At 63.4% G+C, this 24,398-nt stretch carries 30 protein-coding genes and 2 tRNA genes; 20 read left to right on the forward strand and 12 right to left on the reverse strand.

Annotation, left to right across the window (positions count from 1 at the left end; translation table 11 throughout):
- Window positions 1–66 precede the first annotated feature (66 nt).
- The 3 genes from VGG89_01005 to VGG89_01015 are packed head-to-tail and all read left to right on the forward strand — an operon-like array spanning window position 67 to window position 1,519.
- Window positions 67–987: a choice-of-anchor tandem repeat GloVer-containing protein gene (locus VGG89_01005; GenBank protein ID HEY1975108.1), complete on the forward strand. Its 921-nt coding sequence runs from the start codon at window positions 67–69 to the stop codon at window positions 985–987.
- Complete coding sequence (locus VGG89_01010; GenBank protein HEY1975109.1) at window positions 984–1,220, forward strand: hypothetical protein; 237 nt, start codon at window positions 984–986, stop codon at window positions 1,218–1,220. Before VGG89_01005 ends, VGG89_01010 begins: the two co-directional genes overlap by 4 nt.
- Window positions 1,221–1,228: 8 nt before the next feature.
- On the forward strand, window positions 1,229–1,519 hold the full coding sequence (locus VGG89_01015; GenBank protein HEY1975110.1) for a hypothetical protein: 291 nt from the start codon (window positions 1,229–1,231) through the stop codon (window positions 1,517–1,519).
- Window positions 1,520–1,814: 295 nt separating this feature from the next.
- Here the strand turns inward: VGG89_01015 and VGG89_01020 are convergent.
- From VGG89_01020 to VGG89_01030, 3 genes are all read right to left on the reverse strand, one after another.
- Window positions 1,815–1,887: transfer RNA gene (locus VGG89_01020), tRNA-Glu, on the reverse strand.
- Between the two features lies 1 nt (window position 1,888).
- A tRNA-Gln gene (locus tag VGG89_01025) sits at window positions 1,889–1,966 on the reverse strand.
- Window positions 1,967–1,985: 19 nt separating this feature from the next.
- Window positions 1,986–2,441 carry an HNH endonuclease signature motif containing protein gene (locus VGG89_01030; protein ID HEY1975111.1) on the reverse strand — a complete coding sequence of 152 codons (456 nt, stop codon included), beginning with the start codon at window positions 2,439–2,441 and terminating at the stop codon, window positions 1,986–1,988.
- 741 nt (window positions 2,442–3,182) lie between these two features.
- Here VGG89_01030 and VGG89_01035 point away from each other — a divergent pair.
- From VGG89_01035 to VGG89_01085, 11 genes are all read left to right on the forward strand, one after another.
- Complete coding sequence (locus VGG89_01035) at window positions 3,183–4,265, forward strand: NDP-sugar synthase (GenBank protein ID HEY1975112.1); 1,083 nt, start codon at window positions 3,183–3,185, stop codon at window positions 4,263–4,265.
- Between the two features lie 96 nt (window positions 4,266–4,361).
- Window positions 4,362–5,555 carry a glycosyltransferase family 4 protein gene (locus VGG89_01040; GenBank protein HEY1975113.1) on the forward strand — a complete coding sequence of 398 codons (1,194 nt, stop codon included), beginning with the start codon at window positions 4,362–4,364 and terminating at the stop codon, window positions 5,553–5,555.
- Between the two features lie 3 nt (window positions 5,556–5,558).
- Window positions 5,559–6,602, forward strand: a complete 1,044-nt coding sequence (locus tag VGG89_01045) for a hypothetical protein (GenBank protein HEY1975114.1) — start codon at window positions 5,559–5,561, stop codon at window positions 6,600–6,602.
- Window positions 6,603–6,679: 77 nt separating this feature from the next.
- Entirely contained in the window at window positions 6,680–8,842 is a 2,163-nt protein-coding gene (locus tag VGG89_01050; GenBank protein HEY1975115.1) for a DUF3553 domain-containing protein, read from the forward strand.
- A 4-nt stretch (window positions 8,843–8,846) separates the two neighbouring features.
- Window positions 8,847–9,554 (forward strand): dihydrodipicolinate reductase C-terminal domain-containing protein, encoded by a 708-nt coding sequence (locus tag VGG89_01055; protein HEY1975116.1) that lies wholly within the window; start codon window positions 8,847–8,849, stop codon window positions 9,552–9,554.
- Window positions 9,551–10,561 (forward strand): aspartate-semialdehyde dehydrogenase, encoded by a 1,011-nt coding sequence (locus VGG89_01060; GenBank protein HEY1975117.1) that lies wholly within the window; start codon window positions 9,551–9,553, stop codon window positions 10,559–10,561. Before VGG89_01055 ends, VGG89_01060 begins: the two co-directional genes overlap by 4 nt.
- Complete coding sequence (locus VGG89_01065) at window positions 10,558–11,778, forward strand: aspartate kinase (GenBank protein ID HEY1975118.1); 1,221 nt, start codon at window positions 10,558–10,560, stop codon at window positions 11,776–11,778. Before VGG89_01060 ends, VGG89_01065 begins: the two co-directional genes overlap by 4 nt.
- The gene (gene dapA / locus VGG89_01070) at window positions 11,775–12,704 is read left to right on the forward strand and encodes a 4-hydroxy-tetrahydrodipicolinate synthase (GenBank protein ID HEY1975119.1); all 930 of its coding nucleotides are present in this window, start codon (window positions 11,775–11,777) and stop codon (window positions 12,702–12,704) included. Before VGG89_01065 ends, dapA begins: the two co-directional genes overlap by 4 nt.
- On the forward strand, window positions 12,705–13,457 hold the full coding sequence (locus tag VGG89_01075; GenBank protein ID HEY1975120.1) for a WecB/TagA/CpsF family glycosyltransferase: 753 nt from the start codon (window positions 12,705–12,707) through the stop codon (window positions 13,455–13,457).
- Between the two features lie 5 nt (window positions 13,458–13,462).
- Window positions 13,463–14,485: an NDP-sugar synthase gene (locus tag VGG89_01080; protein ID HEY1975121.1), complete on the forward strand. Its 1,023-nt coding sequence runs from the start codon at window positions 13,463–13,465 to the stop codon at window positions 14,483–14,485.
- 8 nt (window positions 14,486–14,493) lie between these two features.
- Window positions 14,494–15,036 (forward strand): hypothetical protein, encoded by a 543-nt coding sequence (locus VGG89_01085; protein ID HEY1975122.1) that lies wholly within the window; start codon window positions 14,494–14,496, stop codon window positions 15,034–15,036.
- Here the strand turns inward: VGG89_01085 and VGG89_01090 are convergent.
- Window positions 15,029–15,220: a DUF1059 domain-containing protein gene (locus VGG89_01090; GenBank protein ID HEY1975123.1), complete on the reverse strand. Its 192-nt coding sequence runs from the start codon at window positions 15,218–15,220 to the stop codon at window positions 15,029–15,031. The two genes, VGG89_01085 and VGG89_01090, sit on opposite strands and share 8 nt — an antisense overlap.
- Before the next feature lie 209 nt (window positions 15,221–15,429).
- Here VGG89_01090 and VGG89_01095 point away from each other — a divergent pair, with 209 nt between their 5' ends.
- Genes VGG89_01095 through VGG89_01110 form a run of 4 tightly spaced genes read left to right on the forward strand, consistent with a single transcriptional unit; the run spans window position 15,430 to window position 18,140 of the window.
- Window positions 15,430–16,035 (forward strand): hypothetical protein, encoded by a 606-nt coding sequence (locus tag VGG89_01095; GenBank protein HEY1975124.1) that lies wholly within the window; start codon window positions 15,430–15,432, stop codon window positions 16,033–16,035.
- Window positions 16,026–17,126 (forward strand): bifunctional diaminohydroxyphosphoribosylaminopyrimidine deaminase/5-amino-6-(5-phosphoribosylamino)uracil reductase RibD, encoded by a 1,101-nt coding sequence (ribD, locus tag VGG89_01100; protein HEY1975125.1) that lies wholly within the window; start codon window positions 16,026–16,028, stop codon window positions 17,124–17,126. Before VGG89_01095 ends, ribD begins: the two co-directional genes overlap by 10 nt.
- Entirely contained in the window at window positions 17,111–17,707 is a 597-nt protein-coding gene (locus VGG89_01105; GenBank protein HEY1975126.1) for a riboflavin synthase, read from the forward strand. Before ribD ends, VGG89_01105 begins: the two co-directional genes overlap by 16 nt.
- Window positions 17,694–18,140, forward strand: a complete 447-nt coding sequence (locus VGG89_01110) for a thioesterase family protein (GenBank protein HEY1975127.1) — start codon at window positions 17,694–17,696, stop codon at window positions 18,138–18,140. The genes VGG89_01105 and VGG89_01110 overlap by 14 nt, the downstream gene beginning before the upstream one ends.
- Here the strand turns inward: VGG89_01110 and VGG89_01115 are convergent.
- The 6 genes from VGG89_01115 to VGG89_01140 are packed head-to-tail and all read right to left on the reverse strand — an operon-like array spanning window position 18,137 to window position 21,812.
- Window positions 18,137–18,796, reverse strand: coding sequence for a hypothetical protein (locus VGG89_01115; GenBank protein ID HEY1975128.1), 660 nt, complete (start codon window positions 18,794–18,796; stop codon window positions 18,137–18,139). The genes VGG89_01110 and VGG89_01115 overlap by 4 nt on opposite strands.
- A complete protein-coding gene (locus tag VGG89_01120) occupies window positions 18,796–19,311 on the reverse strand; it encodes a sigma-70 family RNA polymerase sigma factor (GenBank protein HEY1975129.1) in 516 nt (171 codons plus the stop codon). Before VGG89_01120 ends, VGG89_01115 begins: the two co-directional genes overlap by 1 nt.
- A 42-nt stretch (window positions 19,312–19,353) precedes the next feature.
- Window positions 19,354–19,713 (reverse strand): VOC family protein, encoded by a 360-nt coding sequence (locus VGG89_01125; protein HEY1975130.1) that lies wholly within the window; start codon window positions 19,711–19,713, stop codon window positions 19,354–19,356.
- A 4-nt stretch (window positions 19,714–19,717) separates the two neighbouring features.
- Window positions 19,718–20,989 (reverse strand): TCR/Tet family MFS transporter, encoded by a 1,272-nt coding sequence (locus VGG89_01130; protein ID HEY1975131.1) that lies wholly within the window; start codon window positions 20,987–20,989, stop codon window positions 19,718–19,720.
- Window positions 20,976–21,593 carry a TetR/AcrR family transcriptional regulator gene (locus tag VGG89_01135; GenBank protein ID HEY1975132.1) on the reverse strand — a complete coding sequence of 206 codons (618 nt, stop codon included), beginning with the start codon at window positions 21,591–21,593 and terminating at the stop codon, window positions 20,976–20,978. The genes VGG89_01130 and VGG89_01135 overlap by 14 nt, the downstream gene beginning before the upstream one ends.
- Window positions 21,594–21,638: 45 nt before the next feature.
- Window positions 21,639–21,812, reverse strand: a complete 174-nt coding sequence (locus VGG89_01140) for a hypothetical protein (GenBank protein ID HEY1975133.1) — start codon at window positions 21,810–21,812, stop codon at window positions 21,639–21,641.
- Between the two features lie 128 nt (window positions 21,813–21,940).
- Here VGG89_01140 and VGG89_01145 point away from each other — a divergent pair, with 128 nt between their 5' ends.
- Together VGG89_01145 and ribH are read left to right on the forward strand one after the other, a co-directional pair.
- Window positions 21,941–23,359, forward strand: coding sequence for a bifunctional 3,4-dihydroxy-2-butanone-4-phosphate synthase/GTP cyclohydrolase II (locus VGG89_01145; GenBank protein HEY1975134.1), 1,419 nt, complete (start codon window positions 21,941–21,943; stop codon window positions 23,357–23,359).
- 11 nt (window positions 23,360–23,370) lie between these two features.
- On the forward strand, window positions 23,371–23,841 hold the full coding sequence (ribH, locus tag VGG89_01150; protein ID HEY1975135.1) for a 6,7-dimethyl-8-ribityllumazine synthase: 471 nt from the start codon (window positions 23,371–23,373) through the stop codon (window positions 23,839–23,841).
- Here the strand turns inward: ribH and VGG89_01155 are convergent.
- Together VGG89_01155 and VGG89_01160 are read right to left on the reverse strand one after the other, a co-directional pair.
- Window positions 23,804–24,019 (reverse strand): hypothetical protein, encoded by a 216-nt coding sequence (locus tag VGG89_01155; protein ID HEY1975136.1) that lies wholly within the window; start codon window positions 24,017–24,019, stop codon window positions 23,804–23,806. The genes ribH and VGG89_01155 overlap by 38 nt on opposite strands.
- Window positions 23,976–24,395 (reverse strand): hypothetical protein, encoded by a 420-nt coding sequence (locus VGG89_01160; protein ID HEY1975137.1) that lies wholly within the window; start codon window positions 24,393–24,395, stop codon window positions 23,976–23,978. Before VGG89_01160 ends, VGG89_01155 begins: the two co-directional genes overlap by 44 nt.
- Between the last annotated feature and the right edge of the window lie 3 nt (window positions 24,396–24,398).

A 24,398-nucleotide genomic window follows, 5' to 3' on the forward strand; every position in this document is an offset into this window, starting at 1 on the left:
TTCTGAAGGGTAAAAAGGGGCCGGGCGGAAGCAGCAATGATGATGCGGTCTTTCTCATCTGTTGTTTTGGTATTTCTGTTGGCCCTCGGAAGCTGCGCCGGCAGGTCGACGAGCGCGCTGCCGTTCGCGCACGCGGCTGCGCGAGCGCACTCTGCATCCGCGGACACGCTGCTGCACAGCTTCGGGAATACGGGTGACGGATACAATCCGTCGGGTCCGCTGGTCTTACTCAACGGTCTGTGGTACGGAACCACGCAGTATGGCGGGAAGTACCGCAACGGCACGGTCTTCACCATCGACGCGAACGGGAACGAGAAGATCCTCCACGATTTTGGATTCAAGAAGGACGGCGCGCAGCCGTTCGCTGGATTGATCGTCGTGAAGGGAACGCTGTACGGAACGACCGAGATCGGCGGCCGCAAAGGGAAAGGCACCGTTTTTAGCATCACGCCGGCGGGCGTGGAGCACGTGCTGCACAGCTTTACCGGTTCGCCGGATGGGTGGGGACCGCAGGCATCGCTTGTATACGCTCGCGGCACGCTTTACGGAACGACGTATTACGGCGGAACCGTCGCTCAAAGCGGCGTCGTTTTTGGCGTCACGCTCGGTGGAAAAGAATCGATCGTTCACACGTTCACCGATGGGAAAGACGGCGCGACGCCGGTCGCTCCGTTGATCTACTCGCGCGGAGTTCTGTACGGAACGAGTGTGGCCGGCGGTTCGCAAGGCCAGGGAGCGGCGTATTCGATCGATCTGAGCGGCAAGTTCAAAACGCTGCATAGCTTCAGCCCGAGCGATAACTGGCCCACCGGCATGGTGATGGTCAACGGCGTTCTTTATGGAACCACCGACGGGCACACCGACAACGTCGGCGTTTTCTATTCGCTCACCACCAAGGCAAGTACACCAAGCTCTACACGTTTTTGCAAAACGGCGGCTTCGATGCGATCCACCCGTACGGACCGCTCATTGCGGTCGGAAACGTGATCTACGGAACTTCGGCCTACGGGGGTGGCGCAGATAATGGCACGGTGTTCAGCTTTACGACCGCTGGCCAAGAGCAAATCGTGTACGCTTTTGAACCCGCGCCCGACGGCGTGCTTCCGAAGGACGGCGTGACGTACTACCAGGGGCGCCTGTACGGAGTGACGTACGACGGCGGAACGTATCCGATGGCAAATACTCTCGGAGGCGGCACGGCCTACTCCGTCGCGCTGTAAGAGATACCATGAGCGCTTATCGAGACGAGCTGCAGGCCGCGGAACGACTAGGACTCGCGGCATACGAAGCGATGGAGCGGTGGGTGAGCCGACCGCCCGACGCGACCGACGATACGCCCGGCGCGGTGCTCGAAGGTTACGCACGCGATTTACGCGAGAGCCGCGAGCGGTTACGGAAGTTGCTGGCCGATCACGGCATTCGCGACGATATCGAGCAAGCGCTGGCGAAGAGTGAACAGTATCACCGCAGCCTAGGACTGTCGATCAGGGACAAGCCGGAACCAATAGAAGAAGAGTAATCTGCTCAACGTCGAACATGTCAAAGTCGTCCAGGATTTTTTGGACGCGCGCCGCTCCGAGCATCGGAGCGAAATCGATCGACATCATCGCATCCGCAACAGTCCCTGCCAAGAAGCGCTCGAAAGCGCCTCCTAAAGTGTACGCTCCTCACGAACATTTCGGAAGTCCGCTGAACGTCTGCCGAATCTGCGGCGAAAAGTACTCCTACGTTCCCCGCCCCGTTCCGCCGGCCGGCTCAACGCCGAGCCCCGCTGCGAAATGAAAAGAGCCGCGCTCTCGCGCGGCTCTGAAGTTTAGCCCCAACCGGATTCGAACCGGTGTTACCGCCGTGAGAGGGCGGCGTCCTAGGCCTCTAGACGATAGGGCCATGGCTCCGGGTGATGGATTCGAACCACCGAAATGCCTGATTCAGAGTCAGGTGCCTTACCAGACTTGGCTAACCCGGACCGGTAGCGACCGTTTATACTACACGACCGGCGTCCCATCTTGCAAGCACGTGCGGCGCCCGACGTTTCGGCGCCCGTAGGTCGCCGTCTGGCTGTGGCAGTTCGGGCAGAGCATGCGCAGGTTTTCTAAGCGGTAATCGTCATGGATCCCATTGATATGATCTATCTGCACGGTCAGGGGCTCGCCCAGCCACTCGGTAAGACCGCACTCCTGGCAGCGATTCTCGAGCAGTCCAACCCCAAGCAGGCGGCGCTTTATGTTCGTCCTGCTTTTTGCGGTTGCTAGAAGTTCCAGGAGCGGGGTCGCTAGCGGCCGTGTTTTAAACTCACCGCGTTTGAGAGCTTTATGCCAAGCGCCTCTGCAGAAGCCAAACCTTTCGATGCATTTTGTAAGGGGATGGCCTTCATCATAATAACGTTGAATCTCCGACCAATCGTAGCGGCGACGCCTGTCGGTGCCCGGACTGCGCCTCATGCGGCCTCGTAACCCAAAAGCAGCGGACTCAAACGGCGAAGGTTTCGTCCCCCGAACGTTGGTGTTTGACTATGACAGTTAGGACAAAGCATTCTGAGGTTCTCTAGGCGCCAATCATTCTTGTCACCGTTGATGTGGTCGATGTGGATCGCCAGTGGCTTGCCGCGCCAGTCGGTGACTCCGCACCTCAAACATTGATTCGTTAGGACGCCTTCTCGTAGGAGACGTAGCTTCTTACGCCAGCGTGAGGACTGCGACTGCAATATTTGAGAGAGCAGTCGTTTAACGCGATCCCCGGGCCTAATGTCGCCGCGTTTTACGGCGCCTTCCCAGGCCTTGGAGCAGAATCCGAAACGTGCCACGCACTGTAGATACGAATGACCGGCTTCGTAGTAGGCACGTATTTCTGCCCAGTCGTATTTGCGCCGGCGATCGCGATACGGCGTAGCCTTAGAGCGTAGTCGCCCACTTTTTATGGCCTTGACCCAAGCGGTATGCGAGAATCCAAATTTCTTCGAGCACTCGACAAAACCGTGGCCTGCGTCGTGATAGGCTTGCACCGCGGCCCAGTCGTGTAACAGTCGTCCCATGCGGCGATCGTAGAATATCCGTGTGCCAACTGGGTGGCATTCACGCAAACGCGGGTAAGAGGAGAGGGCTGGGCCGCTAGGCCGGGCCCTCTCGACGCATCCGGGCGTCGCACGATAGAATCGGGGTCTACACCTACTACAGGGGGGTTTTGTGCAAGCGATCGTTCTGGTCGGGGGCGAGGGGACGCGGCTGCGGCCGCTGACCTACGGCACGCCCAAGCCGATGGTGCCGATCATGAACGTGCCGTTCCTGGCGCGGACCATGGAGCGCTTGTACGAGGCGGGCATCCGCGACGTCATCCTTCCGGCCGGCTACATGCCCCAAGCCATCGTCGACTACTTTGGCGACGGCTCGCGCCTCGACATGAAGATCACCTACGTCATCGAGCAGACGCCGATGGGCACCGCCGGTGCCATCAAGAACGTCGAGGAGCATATTACCGGCCGCTTCTTCGTGCTCAACGGCGACGTGCTCACCAGCCTCGACCTCACGGCGATGCTGGCGTTTCACGACGCGAAGGGCGGACTTGGCGCGCTGCATCTGATACGCGTCGACGATCCGTCGTCGTTCGGCTGCGTCGTGCACGACGCGGACGATCGCGTCGGCGCCTTCGTCGAGAAGCCGCCAAAAGGCGAGGAACCGACGAACGAAATCAACGCCGGAACGTACCTCTTGGAGCGCGAGATACTCGACTTCATTCCGGCCGGCCGAAACGTGTCGATCGAACGCGAAACGTTTCCGCAAGTTATTGCCGCCGGCAAGGATCTCTACGCGTATACGACGTCCGATTACTGGATCGATCTCGGCCGTCCGGAAAACTATTTAGCCGCGCACCGCGACGTGCTCAGCGGAGCAATGCCGCTCGCACTCGAGCCGGGCATCAGCGGCTCGGGGCGTGACGCGCTGCGCGGACATCCGGGCGTCGTTCCACCGGTTCATGCCGACGACGACGTCGTCGTCGACGCCAGCGCCAAAATCGGTCCCAACGTCGTGCTCGGACGCGGCTGCAGCATCGGCGCCAACGCCGTGGTTCGCGAGTCGGTCCTCTGGGAGCGGGTAAGCGTCGGCTCGGGAGCCGCGATCGAAGAGACGATTATTGCCAGCGGCGCCACGATTGGGCCCAAGGCCCAGGTCGGCCGCGGCAGCGTCATTGGCCACGACGTCAGCGTCGAGCCCGGCCAGGTCCTCGAACCAGGCAGCCGCTTGGGTCCCGTGGTCAAGGCGGCGACCTAAGATAAAGGTCTCGCCCAGTCGGGCATGGCAAGGGAACGCTGACCAGGCAAGCGGGTTTTACACGCATCCCCGCAGGGGTAATTTTAAGTCCTACCTGTGGAGGAGCTGACCGACCATATGCTGCCGCCGCGTGCCCTATTCTTAGGTTCATATCCGCCCCGTGAGTGCGGTATTGCTACCTTTACCAAGGACGTCGTCGACTCGTACAACCGTGCGTTCGGCGTCTCGAGCGAGGTCATCGCGATCGACGAGCCCGGCGGCGAAGTCCGCCGGTACGGACCCGAAGTCGTCGCCCGCATCGCCGAGCAAGACCGCTTCAGCTATGCCGGTATGGCGCGCTTCGTCAACCGCAGCGCGGCGCAGCTGATCAACGTTCAGCACGAATACGGACTATTCGGCGGCGATCGCGGCGAGTGGCTGATCGACTTTCTGAGCGCGCTGGAGAAGCCCGCCGTCCTGACGATGCACACCGTGCTGCCCGAACCGGACGAAACGATGCTGCGCGTCACGCGCGAGCTGTGCGCGCACGCTTCGCGCGTCGTCTCGCTTTCGCAAACCGGGCGCGATTTGCTCGAAACCGTCTACGGGATCGATCCCGCCACTCTGCGCGTCATCCACCACGGCGTTCCCGACGTTCCGTTCCAAAGCACCGACGCCGCCAAAGCGTCGTTCGGCATCGGTCAGCGGACGGTCATCTCGACGTTCGGCTTGATCAGCCGCGGCAAAGGCCTCGAATACGCGATCGAGGCGATGCGCACGGTCGTCAAACGCCATCCCGAAGTGCTCTACCTCATTCTTGGCGAGACGCATCCGGTGGTGCGCCGGCGGGAAGGCGAGTCGTATCGCGAATCGGTGCAGGCGCTGGTACGCGAGTACGGTCTGCAGTACAACGTGCAGCTCGTCGACCGGTACCTCGATTTCGACGAACTCGTCGGCTACTTACAGGCGACTGACATCTATTTGACGCCGTACCTGAATCCGGTGCAGATCGTCAGCGGCACGTTAGCCTATGCGGTCGGTTGCGGAAAAGCGATCGTTTCGACGCCGTATCTCTACGCTCAAGAGCTCCTGGCGCACAATCGCGGCTTCTTGTGCGAGTTCCGCGACGCCGATTCGATCGCGCGTCAACTCACCATGCTGCTCGACGATCCCGCGTTGCGGCGCGCTACGGAGCGCCGCGCGTACCGCTTCGGCCGCCAAATGACGTGGCCGCACGTTGCCGTGGAGTACGGAAATCTGTTCCTGGAACTGGCGCCGCCCGAGTCGCTGGAATTGGTGTCGACCGCTTAGATCATGGCCACGCTTCCGACGCTCGAACATCTGGCGGTCCTCTCCGACGACGCCGGAATCATTCAGCACGCTACCGAGAACGTGCCCAACCGCAAGACCGGCTATTGCACGGACGACGTGGGCCGGGCGTTCATCGTAACGTTGCAGTCTTTGCAGCTAGCGCCGCGCGACGAGCTGGCCGACCGTTTGGCATCGACGTATTTGGCGTTCCTGGAGGACGCGCAGCTCGAGGACGGCCGCTTCCATAATTTCATGTCGTACGAGCGTTCGTGGCTGGACGAGGTCGGCACTGAGGACAGCATCGGGCGCGCGGTGTGGGCGCTGGGCTACGGCGTTCGCTACGCGCCGCGTGAGCCGTGGCGGCGCGTATGCCGCATGCTTTTCGATCGCGCGCTGCCGGCGATCGAGGCGCTGGAGTTTCCACGTTCGCGCGCATATGCGATGCTGGGTTTGGCGCACGCCTATCCCGCGTTGCACGACGTGTCCTACGCTGCGGCGTTTCGGCACCTCGCCGACACGCTCGTCGCGGCTTACGATGCCACTAGCGACGGCGACTGGGCGTGGTTCGAGCCCGAGATGACCTACGATAACGCGCGTCTGTGCGAAGCGCTCGTTCGCGCGGGACAGGCTTTGAACGAGCCGCGATACGCCGACTTAGGCTTGGTAACGCTCGCCTTTTACGAGCGAACCACCACCGTGGACGGTATTTTCGTCCCAATCGGCAACGACGGGTGGTACCCGCGAGGCGGCTCGCGCGCAATCTACGACCAGCAACCGCTCGAGGCGTACGCAACGATCGACGCCCAGCTCGCCGCCTACGACGCCACCTCGGATCCGGCTCGGATGGCCGCAGCGGAGCTCGCGCTGGCATGGTATTACGGTAAGAACTCGCGCGGCGTCGTGATGGCACACGGCGGCGGATGCTACGACGGGCTCGGCGAAAATGCGGTCAATCGCAATATGGGCGCCGAATCGACGCTGGCGCTGCTGGCGGGGTCCTATACGATGGCACTTCGCCGTCCTCGGACGTTACGCGCGGTGCGATAATTATCGTCGTCCTTCGACTTCGGCGCTTCGCGCCTACGCTCAGGATGACATAAAGTGCCTCCGGCGAATAGAGAATAATGCTCCTGGAGACGGAAATACTCAACGACGCGCAAGCCGCGGCCGTTCGGAAGACTGATGGCCCGGTTTTAATTTTCGCCGGCGCGGGCAGCGGGAAAACGCGCGTTTTGACCCATCGGATCGCCTATCTTTTGGGCGATCTGCGCGTCGAGCCCGACCACATTCTGGCCGTGACCTTTACCAACAAGGCCGCCGGCGAGATGAAATCGCGCTTGCAGACCATGGTGGGATCGGTCGCTCGCGACATATGGGTCGGCACCTTCCACGCCATGTGCGTGCGCATTCTGCGCCGCGACGGCTCGCGCATCGGCATCGCGCCGAACTTTGCGATCATCGACGATACCGATCAGCGCCAGCTCGTTAAGGAAATTCTCGACGATCTCGACTACGACGAGCGCCAGCTCGCGGCCGGCGCGTGTTTGGCCGAAATCGGCAAAGCCAAGAACGCGCTGATGTGGCCCGAGGCGTACGCCGAGAAGCAAACGTCGTTCGTCGGCGAGCGCATCGCTAACGTCTATACGGAGTACCAGCGGCGCCTGGCGGAGTCGAATTCACTCGACTTCGACGATCTCATCGTGCGGACGATCGATCTGCTCGAACGCGACAAGGCGACGCGCGAGAAGTATCAGCGCCGCTTCGAGTACGTGCTCGTCGACGAGTACCAGGACGTCAATGCCGCGCAATACCGGCTGATCGCCCTGCTGGCGGCGCATCACGGCAACATCACGGTCGTCGGCGACGACGATCAGTCGATCTATTCGTGGCGCGGCAGCGACTATCGCATGATCCTGCGCTTCGAAGACGACTTCCGCGGCGCGAGCATCTTCAAGCTCGAGGAAAACTATCGCAGCACGCAGCGGATTCTCGATGCCGCGAACGCGCTGGTCGCCAACAACCTGACGCGCGCGGCCAAGCGGCTCTTTACGCAGCGAGGCGTCGGCGATCCGATCACGGTGTATCCGGCCGCGACCGAACGCGACGAAGCTCGCTACGTGGTCGAAAAGGTCAAGAATCTCGTTCGCGACGGTTCGGCCTATCGCGACTTCCTGGTGCTCTACCGCACCAACGCGCAATCGCGCGTCTTTGAAGAAGCGCTGCTCGCCGAAGGCATTCCCTACCGCGTCGTCGGCGGCGTCGGTTTCTACGCGCGTGCCGAGATCAAAGACGTCATCGCGTACTTGCGCTACATACTCAACCCGTCCGACGCGCTAGCGTTCAAGCGTATCGTCAACGTACCGCGGCGCGGCATCGGTCAGCAAACGCTGGCAGCGCTCGTGCAGGCGGCGACGGCCGCGCACCTGTCGGTAGGCGAAGCGATTTTCGACGGCGAGCTCCTCCGTACGGCTGTGCCCAAGAAGCTCAAGGAGCTCGAGCGATTTGCGGAGCTCGTTGCGAGTTTCCGTAAGCGCGCCGAGTCGATGGGCGTAGCCGATCTGCTCGTCAACGTGATGGAAGATTCGGGTTACGTACGCGAGCTTCAGACCGAAGATACGCACGACGCGCGGGCGCGGCTTGAGAATTTGCACGAGCTCGTCGGCGTCGCACGCGAATACGAAAACAATGACCCGGATCCGTCGCTCGGCGGCTTCCTGGCGAACATCGCGCTCATCAGCGATCTCGACGCACTCGAAGAGGAAGCGTCGTACGTTACGCTCATGACGATGCACGGCGCTAAGGGACTCGAGTTCTCCAGCGTTTTCTTGACCGGTTTGGAAGAGGGCGTGTTCCCACACAGCCGGGCGTTGGCCGACACGCACGAGCTGGAAGAGGAACGCCGTTTGGCCTACGTGGGCGTTACCCGCGCTCGCGACCGGCTCTTCCTGAGCTATGCGTTCAGACGCGCGTTGTTCGGCAACACGTACGCGTATCCGAAATCGCGATTCCTCGAAGAAATGCCCGAGTTAGAGATCCTCGAGAGCGACAGCGTTCCGCTGCCGCGTCCCTCGGGCGGCCGCTGGCGCGAAGTCGCGATTCACGAATCGGCCGGCGCGGGCGTGCATCTCGGCCTGGAGACCGGCGATAAGGTGCGTCATCCCAAATGGGGCGAGGGCACGATTCAAAACCTCGTCGGTGCCGGCGGCGACGGCTTGGTAACGATCGATTTTCCGAACGTCGGCCAAAAAATGCTGATGCTGAAGTACGCTCCGCTCGAAAAAGTGTAACGTAATGATCCGCGTCGCCGTGGCGGGCGCGTTAGGGCGGATGGGAACCGTCGCACGGGCGGCGCTCGCGAATGCACCGGGATCGATCGCGTACGCGGGCGGCTACGCGCGCACCGCCGGCGAGTCCGAAGGTATTACCGACGACCTCGAGCAGCTTTTCGCTCGGGGCGTCGACGTTTTGCTCGATCTCACGACGCGGCCGGGGTCGGTTGAGATTTCCATGTCCGCGGCGGCGCACGGCGTTCGTCCGGTGATCGGAGTGAGCGGCTGGACGCAAGACGAGCGCAATGCTTTGGCCGCGCGGCTGAACGAACGCGGTATCGGCGGATTACTCGTGCCGAACTTTTCTCTCGGCGCGGTCTTGATGATGCGTTTAGCCGAAGAAGCCGCGCGCTACTTTCCCGACGCCGAGATCGTCGAAATGCACCATGCCGGCAAGAAAGACGCGCCGTCGGGAACGGCGGCGACGACGGCCGATCGCATCGCCCACGTCGCCGGGAAACGCCCGCCGATTCACAGCGTTCGGCTGCCGGGGGTGGTCGCGCATCAGGAAGTGCTCTTCGGCAGCACGGGCGAGCTGCTCAGCGTCCGTCACGACTCGTTTTCGCGCGAATGCTTCGTTCCGGGCATGTTTGCATCGATTCGCGCGGTGATGCACGCGCGCGGGCTGGTCGTCGGTCTCGATGAAGTGCTGGAGATGACGCAAACGTGAGTCTGGATATCGCCGTCGTCGGCGCGACCGGCGCGGTCGGCCAGACAATCGTCCGGGTGCTCGAAGAGCGCAACATTCCCGTCGCGCAGCTGACGCCGTTTGCGTCGCGCGAGCGGCGCGGCGCGGTGAGTTTTCGGGGCCGGGCGCTCGACGTGCGCGAGACCAGCGCAACGGCCTTGCAAGGGTTCGACGTCGTGTTCTTTGCCGGTGGAGAAGACGCCAGCGAAACCTACGCGCCCGCGCTCATCGAACGCGGCACGGTGGTGATCGACAACAGCTCGACGTTCCGCCTGCACGACGGCGTACCGCTCGTGCTTCCCGAAGTCAACGCGGAGAGCGTGCGCATCGATCATCGGCTGTTCCCCGTTGCCAACTGTACCGCGATCATTCTTAGCACCGCCCTCGCGCCGGCGCGTGACGTCGCCGGGCTGCACGCCGTCCGCGTCGCGACCTATCAGGCCGCTAGCGGCGCGGGCCGCGCGGGGCTCGACGAGTTTCTTGGCGGCGAGCGCGCGCTCGTGCTCGGGATGCCCGAGCCCGAACCCGCGGTGTTTCCGCGGCCGCTCGCGCGCAACGTCGTGCCGCAAGTCGGCGCCTTCGACGAATCCGGTTACACCGGCGAAGAGCGAAAGGTTCGCGACGAAACCCGCAAGATGCTCGGATTACCGGACCTCGACGTGAGCGTGACCAGCGTGCGCGTTCCGGTCCGCACCGCGCATTCCGAAGCGGTGTGGTTCGAGACCGATCGCAAGACCAGCGTCGAGGAGCTCGCAGCCGCGTTCGAACGCGCTCCGGGAATCGTGTTTCATCGCGACGGAATCGTCACGCCGCGCGACGTCGAGGGGACCGACGCGGTGCACGTCGCTCGCTTGCGCGCCGAGCGACAGACCCCGCGCGGCGACACGTTCGCGCTATGGTGCGTGGGCGATCAGCTGCGCAAGGGGGCCGCGACCAACGCCGTGCAAATCTTGGAGTTGTTGATAGCAAGAGGCATTCTGTCGGCATGACCGGTCGCGTAGCCGTTCTGAAGTTCGGTGGTACCTCGGTGGCGACGAGCGAGCAGCGCGCGATCGCCGTCGAACGCGTGCGCGACGCGCGTGCCGCCGGCTTTGCGACGGTCGCCGTCGTCTCGGCCATGGGACGACCGCCCGACCCGTACGCCACGGATTCGCTGCTGGCGCTGATCGGCGGACGCACGGGAACCTCCAACGCCGACGTGCTGCTTTCCGCCGGCGAGTTGATTGCGGCGGCGGTGTTTGCCGACGAACTGTCCGAGGCGGGCATCACGGCGGTCGCGCTCACCGGCGCACAGGCCGGCATCGTCACCGACGGCCGTTTCGGCGACGCGACGATTCTGCGCGTCGAGCCGCAGCTCGTGCGGGAGCTGCTCGACCGCGGCGCCGTCGCCGTCGTCGCCGGATTTCAAGGCTCGAGCGAATACGGCGTGATCACGACGCTCGGTCGCGGCGGTACCGATCTCTCCGCCATCGCGATTGGACACGCGCTGGGTGCGGACCGCGTCGACATCTATACCGACGTCAGCGGCGCCATGACCGGCGATCCGCGGCGCATTCCGGGAGCGCGCACGATCGAGCGCGCATCGTTGTCCGAGATGACCGAGCTAGCCGAACACGGCGCGAAGGTCATGCACGACAAGGCCGCGAGCTACGCCGATCGCACCGGCACGCACTATTCGATCAAAGGTTTGCAGAGCGATCGAGGGACGCTCGTCGATGAAAGTTCCGACCACCATCGCGTCGTTACCGGCGTCACATCGTCGGGCCGGCTAACGTGGGTACGCGTCATTCGCGGCGACATCGAGTCGCCGTCGCGCCGCATGGAAACCGAGCTCGAGATGTTTCGGCGCGTGGCCGGGGCGGAGATCTCGATCGATCAGGTAACGATCAATCAGGCCGGCGTGGCGTTCGTCGTCGAAGGCGATCGCGGCGCCGAAATCCGGCGCCTGCTCGGCGACCTGAACCTCGCGGTTCGCGTACGCGAAGGCTGTTCGAAGGTGTGCGTGGTCGGCAGCGGCATGCGGGACGCACCGGGCGTCGTCTTGCAGGTCGTCGAGGCACTCTCGCGCGCGAACGTCGAAATCATTCACTGCACCGACAGCAACGTCACGATCTCGGTCCTGGTGCCGGCGGCCGACGCAACGCGCAGCGAGATCGCGGTTCACGAACAGTTTTCACTCGCTTCAGGAGATCCCGTATCGCAATGAATAACCAAGGGGCACGTTCCCGGCTGGGAACGATTGTAACGGCAATGATCACGCCGTTCGACAAACGCGGATTGCTCGACATTGCCGAGGCGCAGCGCCTGGCGCGTTTCCTCGTCGATCGCGAGACGGACGGCTTGGTCTTGGCCGGCTCGACCGGCGAAGGTCAGACGCTCGACAAAAACGAGCGCATCGCGCTGTGGGCCGCCGTCAAGAGCGCGGTAGGCGACCGGGCGAAGATCATTGCTAACGCCGGCACCAACTCGACGCGTGAATCGGTCGCGGCCGCGCAAGATGCGGCGGCTGCGGGCGCCGACGCCATTCTGGCGGTCGTGCCTTACTACAACAAGCCGACCCAGAGCGGAATTGTCAAGCATTTCGGCGCGATCGCCGAGGCGACGCCCGAGCTTCCGATCGTGATTTACAACATCCCGGGGCGCACCGGTGCCAATATGCTTCCCGAAACGCTGCTCGAACTGGCAAGCCAGCACCCCAACGTGGCCGGCGTCAAAGAGTCCAGCGGCGACCTCAAGCAGATCGCGACGATCGTCCGCGGCCGTTCGAGCGAGTTTGTTGTGTTCGCGGGCGACGATCATCTGTTCTTGCCGTGTCTGGCGGTTGGGGCCGACGGTGTCGTCGGGGTTGCGTCGCATCTGTGTTCGCGCGAATATCGCAAAATGTTCGATGCGTTCCGCAGCGGCCGCGTCGAAGAAGCGGCCGAGATTCATGCGTCTTTGTTACCGCTGTTTGAAGCGCTCTTTGCGACGACCAGTCCCATCCCCGTGAAATGGGCGATGCGTCAGCTCGGCTTTCGCGCGGGGGAGTGCCGCTTGCCGCTCGACGGCATCCCGCAGCCGGTTGCGAACCGGTTACGGCCGTTGCTCGCGCCGTTTGTCGACGACGGTGCGGAAGTGCTGGTTCAGGCGTAGGTGCCGGCGCGCGTTGAAATCCTCGGCTGTCGCTTGGATGCCGTCGACGCCGCCGAGGCGGCGGATCAGATCATGACGTTCGCGCGCGGCGAGACCGCCGCGCAGATCGTCACGCTCGGCACCGAGATGGTCGTTCACGCGCGGCGCGACGAGCGCTTCCGCGCGATCGTCAACGGCTCCGCGCTCTCGCTGTGCGACACGGTGGGCGTGCTTGCCGTCGCACGCCGGCACGGCGCGGTGCTTCACGATCGCGTAACCGGCGTCGAACTGATCGAGGAGCTTTGCCGCCGCAGCGTCCTCGAAGGCGTTTCCATCTACTTTCTCGGTGGCGCGCCCGGCGTTGCTGCCGACGCCGCGGGAATTCTCGAAGCGCTGCATCCCGGACTCAACATCGCGGGCGTGCGCGACGGCTACTTTCGTCCCGACGAAACGGACGAAGTGGTCGCTGCGATTCGCACTAGCGGCGCGAAGCTGTTGTTCGTGGGTCTGGGTTTTCCGCGGCAAGAGTATTGGCTGCACGACAATCTCAAGGCGACGGGCTGCGGCGCCGGTATCGGTGTCGGCGGATCGTTCGACGTGATTAGCGGACGCATCGATCGCGCTCCGACGGTTATGCGCCGTTTGGGTTTGGAATGGCTCTACCGGCTCGTCAAAGAGCCGCATCGCTGGCGGCGGCAGCTCGCACTTCCGTACTTCGTCTGGCTCGTCGCGCTCGACGAGATCGGCCTTCGAACGAGGCGGCAACCGACGTGAAGGCGATGATTCTCGCGGGCGGTCTTTCAACGCGTCTCTATCCGCTCACCAGACAAGTCCCCAAGCCGCTCGTCCCGGTCGCCGGCGTGCCCAACGCGGTGCACCTCATGCGCTATCTACGCGCGTACGGCTACGACGAGATCGCGATCAACGTTCACTATCTCTCCGACGCGATCGTGGCCGCGCTCGGCGACGGCAGCCGTTTCGGCGTGCGTTTGACGTATTCGTACGAGCCCGAGTTGCTCGGCAGCGCCGGCGCCGTCAAGAAGCTGCAGTCGTTCTTCGGTGACGAACCGTTTGTGGTCGTCGGCTGCGACGATCTCACCGATCTTCCGCTCGATCGTCTCACGGCGTTTCACCGCGAACGCAACTCCGTCGCGACGATCGGCCTCGTCGAATGCGAAGAGGTCGATCAGTACGGCGTCGTCGTGATCGACGAGCGCGGAAAGGTCGTGGGCTTTCAAGAGAAGCCGCCCAAGGGTACCGAGCGCAGCAACCTGGTAAATACCGGTATCTACGCGTTCTCGCCGGCGATTTTCGAACGTATTCCGCCCGACGAGTTCTATGATTTCGGCAAACAAGTGTTTCCGGCGCTGCAGAGCGCGGCCGAGCCGTTCTACGGATTCGACGCGCGCGGCGCGTATTGGGCCGACATCGGAACGCCCGGCGAATACCGGCGCGCGAGTTACGACGTCGTGCGCGGTGTCTTCAGCATTCCGGGGACGCGCGCGGACGGCGTCGATCCCAGCGCGGTGCTCGGCGAAGGCGTGCGCACCGAAGGGGCGGTGTGGGTCGGCGCGCGCGCGCGCATCGGTGACGGTGCTTCGATCCTCGGCCCCAGCATCGTGGGCGACGGCGTCACCATCGAACCCAACGCGCGCATCGAACGCACGATTCTGTGGGCCGGCGCGACCGTCGGCGCGAACGCTACCCTGCGCGATTCGATCGTCGGTATCGGCTACCGCGTAGCGCCAGGAACGGCGCTCGACAACGCGGTCGTCGCCAACGAGGAAGTCCCGGCGAGCTAGACCGCATTATGGATGCCGGTTGGGTTGCCGCCATTGCTTCCGTCGCCTCCGCGTTCGTCGTCGGCATTGCCGCCCTTGCGGCGGTGCTGCAAATTCGGCACATTCGCAACGCCAACGAAATCACGATTTATCTCCACTTGGCCGATCGCTTGGAATCGGCAAACGCCCACGAGGCATTCCGGTCCTACGCAGAGTTTGCCGAACTGCTTCAGCGAGATCAGGCGTTGCGCGACCGAATGGTGCAGGTGCAGCCCGTTCCGGAGTTTACGCAGATCGAAACGCTGCTTCGGTTCCTCGATTCGTTGTCGATGCTCATCGTAACGCGAAGCATGACCGAGCGTCTGATCGTGATGAAGTATGGGGACGAAATCGTGCGGCTCTGGGATGCTCTCGCAGAGGCCGTATACCTGCGCCGAAACGGCGTTCCGCATTTCGCATCAAGTTGGGAACACTTGGCGATGCGTTCGAGAGCCAACCTCGAAGCGGGCGAAATCGACCGGTTCTACGCGGCGCTTCGACACGATCCGCGTATGGCCGCGAAGTTTAAGTGAGGGCGCCCTCTTTGATGCCGCCCCGGATCATCTCGCGAAGCTCCGGCGTGTCGTCGTGACCGTGCTTCTCAACCGCGTGACGAACGGCAACGTCGAGGAGCTCGTCAGTCGTATCGGCGGCAATCGCAACAGTGCAGTCCGTTTCGCTCGGAAAATCGCGACAATCGATGACTTTACGTGCCACGGTGTGCTCCAATCGCCGCGCAAGAACGCGCGGTAAGTCATTATAGGCCGAATCGCCGTCCTTTGAAAGCAACCAAGCTAACCGGCTTTTAGCGCGAGTTCGCAATGTCGTTGTGAAGAGCGCAAAGATGCCGTAGGCCAAAAATCCTAGAACGACCACGATGCCGCCGACCGCCTAGCCGCGTTCACTCCGCGTCGTGATTGAACTGCATGATTTGGCGAGCGATCCTCGATGCGGTCTTTCCCGCGCAGTGCGCCGCCTGCAACGCTTTGGGCAGCGCGTTGTGCGCGACGTGCGCCCCGCCGATGCCCGCGTTTAGCGTGGCGCATCCGGGGCTGCGAGTCGTTGCAACCGGATGGTACGATGGTGCTTTGCGCACGGCAATTCTCGCCCTCAAAGACGGCCGTCGCGACGTCGCCGAAGCACTCGGCGCGCGGATCGCACCCGCGATCGAGCCCGGCTCGCTTTTAGTGCCCGTTCCGACCACCCGCGCGCGGCTGCGGACGCGCGGCCTCGACGGCGTCGCGCTCGTCGCCGCGACCGCTGCGTATCTCGCAAACGCGACCGTGCTTCACACGCTCGAACACCGGGTCGGCGACACGCAGCGCGGGCGAACGCGCGACGAACGATTGGCGGCACACGGTCGCTTTTGCGCTCGTGAACCTCTCGAAGGGCGCGCGTGCACGCTCATCGACGACGTGTGCACGACGGGCGCCACCTTGACGGATTGCGCGCTTGCGATTCGCAGCGCGGGCGCAAGCGTGACGGGGGCCGTCGTCGTGGCGGCGACGAAAAGCCCGACCTCGTGGCGGTGACGGCTTTCGACCGGCTCTATTTGGATCGCGCGTACGAACTCGCGGCTCGCGGCATCGGCAGCACGGCGCCCAACCCGCCGGTCGGCGCGGTCGTGGTGCGCGACGGACGGGTCGTGGGTGAAGGCTATCACCACCGCGCCGGCGAGCCGCACGCCGAAACCAATGCCTTGGCCATGGCCGGTGATTCGGCACGCGGTGCAACCGCGTACGTGTCGCTCGAACCCTGCAATCACACCGGACGCACGCCTCCGTGCGCAAACGCTTTGATCGATGCCGGTGTTGCGCGTGTCGTCGTCGGCGCGATCGATCCGAATCCCAAAACGCAGGGCCGCGGCGTGGCGTCGCTACGCGAGCGCGGCATCGACGTCGAGGTCACTAGCGATGCGCGTGCGGCCGAGCTGATCGAGATCTTTGCGGGGTCGCTGCGCGCCGACCGGCCGTTCGTCACCCTGAAGATGGCGATGTCGCTCGACGGTGCGATAGCGTCGAAGCCCGGCGCCGTCCAGTGGCTCACGTCGGAAGCGACACGATCCTACGTGCGCGACATGCGGATCGCGCACGATGCCGTGATGGTGGGCGCCGGAACGGTCCGCGTTGACGATCCGCAGCTCACCGTACGGCCGCCGCACCACCGGTCGCGTCCGTACGTGCGCGTGGTCGCGTGCGAAACCGATACCGTACCGGAAACGAGCCGCGTATTTTCCTCGCTCGACGAGTACGCAAAGACGATCGTGCTGGCCCCGGCGGGTGCGCGAGCACGGTTCGCCGCGCTAGCGCGCGTCGCAGACGTGATGTTCGTCGGCGACGATCGCAGCGAGCGGCTCGAATTACCGCCGGCGATGCAGGCTCTGCGCGAGCGGGAGATCTACAGCGTGCTCTGCGAGGGTGGTCCCACGCTGGCCGGACGGATGATTGCCGGCGGACTGGTCGACCGCGTCGTGTGGGCGATAGCGCCGGTGCTGCTGCAACGGCAAGGCGCCGTTCCGGTTTTAGCAGGCGTGGATTTCGACGCGCTAAACGTGCAGTTCGATAAAGTGGAGCGCGTCGGTCCAGACGCGATCGTAACGGGGCGCATATGTTTGGTGGATTAATTGCCTATAGCGGTGAGGTAGTGTCGGCGGAGCCGTCGGAGGGCAGCGGTATAACCTTGCGCGTCCGCTGCGATGGAACCAAACGCGAGAAGCCAGACGTCAAGGACTCGATCGCGATCGATGGCGTCTGCCTCACCGTAACGGCGATTAAGGGAAAGGTGCTGTCGTTCGAGGTGATTCCGGAGACGCTGGCACGTTCGACCATCGGCGAGCGGTGCAGAGACGATCGCGTGAACGTGGAGTACGCGCTGCGCGTCGGCGATCGAATCGGCGGACATTACGTCTACGGCCACGTCGATGCGTCCGCGCGCGTAGTCACGCGCGCGACGGAAGGTCAGGGGGAACGCGTGCGCTTCGAACGTCCGGCCGCACTGGCCCCGATGCTCGTCGAGAAGGCGTTCGTCGCAATCGACGGCGTCAGCCTCACGATCGCGGCGGCCCGCGACGATTGGTTCGAGATCGCGTTGATTCCCGAGACGCTCGCGCGCACGACGCTCGGGGCGCGTCCGCCCGGCAGCCGCGTCAACGTCGAAGTCGATCCGATCGCGCGCTACGTCCTGGCGATCCGTGACGCGCTTTAAGGATTCGCTGCCCGAGGGACGGCGCACGTTCGAGGCGCGGCTCCAAGTGCAGTGGGCCGACGTCGATATTGCCGGCATCATGTACTTTGCGGCCTACTGGCGTTTCGTGGAATACGCCGAAATCCAATTCTTTTCAGAACTCGGGTTTCCGTACGATCGCGTCTTCGAGGAGCTCGACATCTGGCTGCCGCGCGTTCGCGCCGAAGCTGAATACCACGCTCCGGCGCTGATGAACGACTGGCTGCGTCTGCGCACCCATCTCGAAAAAGTCGGCGCGTCGAGCGTTCGCTGGAAGACCGTCGTCTTTAACGAGCGCACCGGGGAGGCCGGTGCCGAGTTTACGCTCACCGTCGCCTGCATCGATCGCACCACGAAAAAGAGCCGCCCACTCCCCGACGTTATACGGGCTGCGCTGGTCGACGCGACGAGCTAATCTTCGTGGTAGCGCTCGATCGTGTCGAGGTAATCGGCCGCGTCACGGTACGCACTGCCCGAAAGTGCATCGATGATGCCGGCCATCCACCCCGACGTCCGCAGCCGGTCGCCGCACGTGCGTGCGATGCTCAATGCGGCGATCGCGAACAGCACTCCGAATGCGGCGTTTGCGGCAATGTAGGGGACACCCAGAGCGCGCACCGGATCGATTCCGGCGAGCGCGACGAGCAGCACGAGCAGCGGCGCCCACAGCAGCGGTCCCGCAATTAACGTGCCGGCAACCAGTGCGGCGCGCCGCGCTTTGAGACGAGCAAGATCTGCTTGGAGCGTTACCACGGGGCTCTCGAAGTCCAGACGCGACAGCGACACGGCGATGTTGATCAACACGGCGTCGATCGCGAGCAGCGCCGCGCCCAGGATCGCCGCGCTAATACCGGCCGCACTGGGCGCGCGATCGGCGGCAAACGAGCCGAGCGCAATGACAGCGAGAATGTTTACGCCGACCTCGACCCACAAGAAGAGGCGCTCGCGGTTCAGCGGCGTCTGCGCGCGGCGGCTCAGCGACTCGACGACGATCAAGTCGTTTAGACGTTCGGTTCGCTTCAGCTGAGCTTCGAACGACGCCCACGCTTCGAGTACGGTATCGCGTTCCATTAGTGTATCGCTCCTTTTTCCGGTGCGGTCATGGCTGCGCGCAAGCGTTGCTTGATACGCGCGAGCTTGGTGGCGGCGTTACTGGTTGAAATTCCGAGCACGCCCGCAACATCGGCGTGGGGATAGCCGTCGAGGTACATGAGGATCAGCGCTTTGTCGAGCGGGCCGAGATCGTCGATGCACTCGAGCAAAGAACCGATGCGCGGGTCGTCAAAAGCCGGCTCGCCGGCGCGCTCGATGTCGTCGAGCGGCGTGAGTCGCACGGCGTGACGCGATTCCGATCGAAAAAACGAGATCGCGACGTTGAGCGCGATGCGGTACATCCACGTCCCAAACGGGCGCGAGGGGTCGTAGCGTTCGAACGACCGCCACAGGGCGATCGTCATCTCCTGGACCAGGTCGGGCCGCTGCGCTGCGAACGGACAGTACGCGCGTGCCACCTTCTGCAAAATGTGCGCGTGCTGCTCGACGAGCTCTACGAACGCCGCTTGGCGCGGTCCGGCCGGCCTGGTCACAACCTCTTCTTCGCGGCCGGCCGGGGGAAAATCACACCGGCCTTAGGCGTCGCCGTAGGTCGCGATCTGCCAGTCGTTGCCGAACCCATCCGTAACGATGGCGCGCCGGTCGCCCCACGGCATCTCGGCCGGCTCCTCGACGCACGCTGCCCCGGCATCGAGCGCGCGGCGAAACGTCGCGTCGACGTCGTCAACGTAGACGTGAAACACCGAGTGCGTTGCCGCGCGCGGTCCGCTACCGCTCACCATCACGATCGAGTCGCCGATCTGCACGTGCGCCGGTTTGTCTTCGGGCAGCTCTCCGGTGGCATCGAACACGCGCTGGAGAAAGGTCACGAGTCCTTGCGGATCGTCGCACACCAGGCGCGGCGTCACGGAGTGAAATCCCTCGGGTATTGCCATGGATCTAACCCTCCACCACGGTGATCTGCATTGGTTCGGCCAACGGCATGACCTCGTCGTCGGCGCGCGTCGTGACGCGCCAGGTCACGTAGACGGCAACGGCGAGCATGGCGGCGGCTAAGAAAAACGGCGAGCCCAGCGGCGCCAAGGCGCGCCACGGTCCCGAGACTTGCGAGAACGCCCACGCGAAGATCAGTGGAGCGATCATCATCGCGATGCCGCGGACCGATCCCATCGCGCCCTGCAGCTCGCCTTGTTCGCTCGGTCCGACGCGCTTGCTCATGAGCGATTGCATCGGCGAGTTGTAGATCGAGACGCACAACACGATAATGCCCGCGATGAACGCGGGCACGCTCGCGATGCCGATCAGCACGTTACCCAGGCAGAACGTCGTTAGCCCGATTACGAGCGTGCGGCGTTCGCCGAAGCGCTTGACGACCGGTCCGACCAGCGTTGCGGCCGTGATCGCCGAGCAGACGCCGACGAGCGCCAAGGTAAGGCCGATTGCGCGCGTGTCCCACTGGAACTGCGCCATGAGGTAGAGCACCCACAAGACCGGGAGCGCTTCGTGTGCCACGAGCGCGATGAACGACGACGTCGCGAGGCCGTAGAGCTCGTGATGGCGGCCGAGCAGCTTGAGCGCTCCTATTGGGTTGGCGCGTTTCCAATCGATGGCCGGCGTGCGATGTGCGGCGCTTAGCGATTCGGGCAGGACGAAGAAGCCGTAGAGGGTGTTGACGACGCTCAGACCGCACGCAATCCAGAACGGCAGACGCGGGTCGAGGTTACCGGCTAAACCACCGATCGCGGGACCGATGATGAAGCCGAGTCCGAAAGCCGAGCCCAGCAGCCCATACGACTGCGCGCGCTTCTCCGGCGACGTGACATCGGCAACGTACGCGAAGGCGGTGGTGAGGTTTGCCGTTGCCATGCCGGAAAGCACGCGGCCTACGAACAGCCACCACAAATTCGGCGCGATCGCCATGATGGCGAAATCGACCGCAGTCGCCGCGCACGAGATCAGAATGACCGGGCGCCGGCCGACGCGATCCGACAGCATGCCGAGCAGCGGCGAGCAGAAGAACTGCATCGCTGCCCAGACCGTCGCGAAAATACCGGTGATGACGGCGGCGTGTGAGACGTTCCCGTTCAAGAAACTGGTGATTAAGCGCGGCAAGACGGGCGCGATGATGCCGACCGAGATCATGTCGATCGCAACGGTGATGAAGATGAAGAGAATCGTGGCGCTGCGCGCCGGCCCGTTAGGCGGTTTCACTCTGTGACTCTCCGCTCGGCGTTGCGTCGTTCGCTTTGTTGTCGATCATCGTGAAGAAGATTTCGGCGGCGCGATCGACGCGCGCGCGGTCGCCGGTCGCAGCCAAATCCAGCATGAGTCCGCGAAACCCGCCAATGAGGACCGTGGCAAACGCGCGAGCGTTGACGCGCGAGTAGCCGGGTAACGTCGAGCAGCCCTCGAGCGCCGAGAGCCATTCCTCGATTGCGCGTTCGGTAAAGCCCGGGAAACGCGCCGCGTCAGACATGGCGAGATTGTAGATCTCGAAAAAGAGGCGCATCAGCGGCAACCGCTTGGGGTCGGTCCAATGGCGCCAGAGAATCCGCGATACCTGGCCGGGCGGGAGATCAGCGGAAAGCTTGAGATTGGCCATCGTGGCCTGCTGACGCGCGCGACCACGCCGAATGATCTCTACGACGAGATCGTCCTTGGACCCGAAGTAATAGAGCAGGTTGCGCGGACTGGTGCCGAGGGCCTTAGCGAGCGGGCGGAGCGAGAGCTGGCTTATCCCGTGCCGGCAGACGTAGTCGACTGCGTGGTCTAGGAGCTCGAGGCGATGGGCTTCGTCGGGGGGACGGGGCGACATGCGCCCACGGTATCATACTTGAAACGACTGTTTCAAGTATTCCGACTACTCGTAGTGGGCTTGCTCGGCCAGACGGCGCTGCTCTTGGAACATGTCCATGATCTCTTCGTCCGACAGAATCTTCTTGTCGCTGAGCTTCTCGATCAGCACCGCAATAAAGAGCAATTGGTCGAAGGGGCGAGTCTCTTGAACGAGCCGGCGGATCTCCCAACGTCGCATAGCGTCTCCTTATCGCAGAGCCGGTAAGAGTAGTTACATTGACCCAGGCCCGAGCCCTGGCTCGCTTTATCTAGGAATCGGCTGCTTTGGCAGTTGACATCTGTAAAGTCGAGGCCTACGGTTAACAAGTGAGCACCTTCGCAGATCGCCTCAACACGGCTTTGAACCAGGCGTCGCTTTCGGCCGTCGAGCTGGCCGAGCGTTCCGGCCTCACCGAATCGGCAATCTCGCTGCTGCGGTCCGGGCGCCGCGAGCCGTCGTACCGGACGCTCCAGCGGCTGACGACCGTGCTCCCGGAGCTCTCCGATGCGAGCGAGAACGGCGCCCGCGTGTTCGATCGAATCGAAGAGGCGATCGCCGACGTTCGCGCCGGCAAGATGGTGATCGTGCTCGACGACGAGGATCGCGAAAACGAAGGCGACCTCGTGATGGCCGCCCAGATGGTGACAGCCGAGGCGATCAACTTCATGCGCCGCGAGGCGGGCGGCTTGATTTGCGTTCCGATGACCGCACGCCGCTTGGACGAGCTCCATCTGCCGCAGATGGTCGACGACAACACCGCCGTGCACGAAACCGCGTTTACCGTTTCGGTCGAAGCGCGCGGACTGACGACGACGGGGATCTCCGCGCACGATCGCGCCGCGACGATCAAGCGGCTCGTCGACCCCGAGGCGCGGCCCGGCGATTTTCTGCGTCCGGGACATACGTTTCCGCTGCGCGCTCGCGACGGCGGCGTGCTGGTGCGCGCCGGGCAAACCGAAGCGTCGGTCGATCTCGCGCGCTTGGCGGGACTGTATCCGGCCGGCGTCATCTGCGAAATCATGGCCGACGACGGCACGATGGAGCGTCGCGACGGATTGCGCAAGTACGCGGATCGCCACGGTCTCAAGCTCATCACGGTCAAAGATCTCATCGCGTACCGCATGCAAACCGAGAAGCTCGTCAAGAAGATTGCCGAGTTCAATCTGCCGACTGCAACCGGGCTGTGGAAAGGCGTCGCGTACGAAACGACGGTCGACGGCAACACGCATGTCGCGATGGTGATGGGCGACATCGGTGACGGCAAAGACATCCTCGTGCGCGTGCATTCGGAGTGCTTGACGGGCGACGCGCTGCATTCGATCCGCTGCGATTGTGCCGCTCAGCGCGACGGCGCGATGGAAGTGATCGCTGCAAAAGGGCGCGGCGTGCTGCTCTATCTGCGTCAGGAAGGCCGTGGCATCGGCCTTGCTAACAAGCTGCGCGCCTACGAGCTGCAAGATCGCGGCGCCGATACGGTCGAGGCGAACTTAGCGCTGGGATTGCCCGCCGATAAGCGAGACTACGGCATCGGTTCGCAGATTCTCGTCGATCTGGGCGTCAAAGAGATGCACGTGATTACCAACAATCCGCGCAAGATCTTCGGTCTGGAAGGCTACGGTCTCAAGATCGTCGGGCGGGTTCCCAGTTATACGACGCCGACGCCGCACAATCGTCATTACATCGATACGAAGCGCTCGAAGCTCGGGCACATGTTCGAAGAAGAAGAGACGGTGGCGGCTTCGTGAAGCGTGACGGGGTGAATCGTTCGCTGCCGGACTGCAGCGGTAAGCGCTTCGGCATCGTCGTCGCGCGCTTTTATTCCGATTTGGCCGACTGGCTGGTCGACGGCGCGAAGCGCGCGCTGCGCGACTGTGGCGTCGACGAAATCGACGTCCACGACGTTCCGGGCTGCTTCGAGCTGCCGCTGGCGTGCCGCAACCTCATCGATACCGATCGCTACGATGCGTTCGTCGCCCTCGGCGTCGTAATCCGCGGCGAAACGCCGCACTTCGATTTCGTCGCCGGAGAGTGTGCGCGCGGCATCATGGACGTGCAACTCTCCACCGGCGTGCCGATCGGCTTCGGCGTTTTGACCACCGAGAACGCGCTTCAGGCACAAGAGCGCGCCGATCCGCAGCGCGGCGACAAAGGCTATGAAGCCGCGCTTGCCGCCGCGACGCTGTTGCGAATTACGGCCGGCGTTGCCCGGGCCGGTTTTCGGACTTAAACCGCTTCATGAACTCGTCGGCTTCTTGCGAGTCGACGTCGTCAGGTTTGAGATTGACGTCGTGGGCCGCATCGTCGCGCATCGACGGCGACGCAGTGTGATCTTCGCCTAAATCGTCCTGAAAGATCTCGCCTTTACGATCGCGCGGGAACGGTTGCTTCTTCTTTTCCTCGGGCATTGTGGTAACGTACCCGGATCATGGAGCTGACCCGGGTGGTCATTGCGCCAGCCCGTTCGTACTGGAAGAGCAATCTATCGATATGCGGCCCGATGATTGCGCGCTCGACCGGAGATGCGCGCCAAGTAATCAGGCGCTTTGATGCGGCCGTCAGCCGCTTCTCGAGTTTCGACAACCGGACGATCGCCGTGTCGGCGTCCTCAATCGCGGGTTGTTCGGCGCGCAAGCGCGCCTCCATCGCTTCTAAATCGGCGACGATTTCACGCGCGTGGCGTCCGTAGTAGACGAGGTGCAGTCGATCGAGCGCGTACGACAACGCCAGGGCTACGAACAGACTCAAGAGCGCGACCTCTTCGAGCATGTCGAGCGGACTCATAGG

It is taken from the genome of Candidatus Baltobacteraceae bacterium, assembly GCA_036488875.1.
Lineage (GTDB): Bacteria > Vulcanimicrobiota > Vulcanimicrobiia > Vulcanimicrobiales > Vulcanimicrobiaceae > JAFAHZ01.